Source organism: Nocardia carnea (assembly GCF_029868325.1).
GTDB lineage: Bacteria > Actinomycetota > Actinomycetes > Mycobacteriales > Mycobacteriaceae > Nocardia > Nocardia carnea_C.
Genome location: NZ_JARWNW010000025.1, coordinates 1 through 1,053, shown reverse-complemented (window position 1 = coordinate 1,053; position 1,053 = coordinate 1). Strand labels below are relative to the sequence as shown.

Below are 1,053 nucleotides of genomic sequence, written 5' to 3'. Positions count from 1 at the left end.
GGCACTACCCCCGAAAAGGGGTGAACCTCCATGACCGCGGACCCCGCGCTGCTCCGCCCCCGTGACAGTGACGCGCTGCGCGCCGAAATCCGCCGGTTGGCGGGCGCCAGGATGAGGGCGCCGGTCAGGGCGGCCGCCGCGGCGGGGTTTTTTTAAAATGACGGGGGGGGGGGGGGTGTGATTGTGGTGGGGGGGGGTGGGGGGGGTGGGGGCTGCGTTGGGGGGGGGGGGCGCGGTATCCGGGCGCCCCCCAGGACGGTGGTCATCGATGCCCGGGCGAGCAGATAGTAGGTGCCGATCGAGGTGATGATCATCGTCAGCAGCGGCATGATCAGCCGGCGGCCGGATTCGATCAGCCAGGCGAAGGTTTCGTCGGGTAGCTCCGCCGACGCGTACGAGGGCAGCCAGCCGAGTTGCGCGGAGAAGACCGTGATCAGCAGCATCCCGATCCAGAACCCGGGCATCGAGTCGACGGTCAGGACGCCGACGAGTGTGCTCTTGTCCTGTCCGGGCCGTCCGGCTCCGCGCCGCCACGCCGACCACGCCCCGAGCAGCGAGCCTATGACGACGGCGCCGATGAGCCCCAGCCCGACCAGCGTCAGCGACCAGGGCAGTCGTTCCATGAGGACATCGGCCACCGGCCGGTTGTGGACGGTCGACAGACCGAGATCGCCGTGCAGCAGATCCGTCCAGAACCGCTGGTACTGGACGAGAACCGGATCGTCGAGCCCGTACAGTGCGCCGAGCTCGGCGAGCTCTTCTGGGCTGGGATCACCCTCGCCGGTGAACATGACCAGGGCGGGGTCGCCCGGAGCCAGCCGCGGCAGCGCGAAGTTGAGGGTGACGGCGACCCACAGCACTACGGCGTACTGCCCGAGCCGCGAGAGCCAGGATCTGTCCGGCCGCTTCATCTTCGGTCCTCTCGATGAACACAGGCGACCGGCCGCCCGCATCGCGGCCCGCCGCCGGATCGTCAGTGCCCGGGCTCTTGCGAGGCCGGGGGGTCGGTGGCGTCCGTGGCCGGGGCGGGGCCGGTTTCGCGTGAACCGTTGC

At 70.4% G+C, this 1,053-nt stretch carries 1 protein-coding gene; it reads right to left on the bottom strand.

Features of this window, described 5'->3' with window-relative positions; genetic code table 11:
* Positions 1-152 precede the first annotated feature (152 nt).
* Positions 153-911, bottom strand: coding sequence for an ABC transporter permease (locus QH196_RS00775; protein WP_280413810.1), 759 nt, complete (start codon positions 909-911; stop codon positions 153-155).
* Positions 912-1,053 lie beyond the last annotated feature (142 nt).

Bases quoted from the DNA above. Each gene is read 5' to 3' on its own strand.
- QH196_RS00775 (WP_280413810.1), bottom strand. From the start codon at position 911: ATGAAGCGGCCGGACAGATCCTGGCTCTCGCGGCTCGGGCAGTACGCC.